The sequence below is a fragment of the Pseudoalteromonas phenolica genome (genome assembly GCF_005876835.1).
Classification (GTDB): Bacteria; Pseudomonadota; Gammaproteobacteria; order Enterobacterales; family Alteromonadaceae; genus Pseudoalteromonas; species Pseudoalteromonas phenolica_B.
This window is the reverse complement of record NZ_PPSW01000073.1, coordinates 1-317: the sequence shown is the minus strand read 5'-3', so window position 1 is coordinate 317 and position 317 is coordinate 1. Positions and strand designations below refer to the sequence as shown.

Below are 317 nucleotides of genomic sequence, written 5' to 3'. Positions count from 1 at the left end.
AGTCAGGTCTGACAAATCACCGAGACGGTAAAGACTACTTGGTTGTAGGTGCAAATCGCACCGGATCGAAAACTGCAAACAATACGGTTGTGGTTGATTTAACTGCAAATACACGCTTAGCAACCGTAGACTTCACTGAGCAGCTAGGCACAATTGCTTATTCGATCTCAGGTCGCGTATTCCTTGATACCTTACAAGATGGTGAACTTGAAGCTGCTGAGCTTGATAAAGCGTTAGAAAACATCACAGTGACCCTGACCGGTAAAGACAAGTTCGGCCGTGCGGTGTCACTAACGCGCACTACTGATGTTAATGGT

At 46.1% G+C, this 317-nt stretch carries 1 protein-coding gene; it reads left to right on the top strand.

The annotated features are described in order from the left end of the window. Positions 1-317 (top strand): hypothetical protein (locus tag C1E24_RS21020; RefSeq protein WP_206078149.1); only part of this gene is annotated, 317 nt, incomplete at both ends.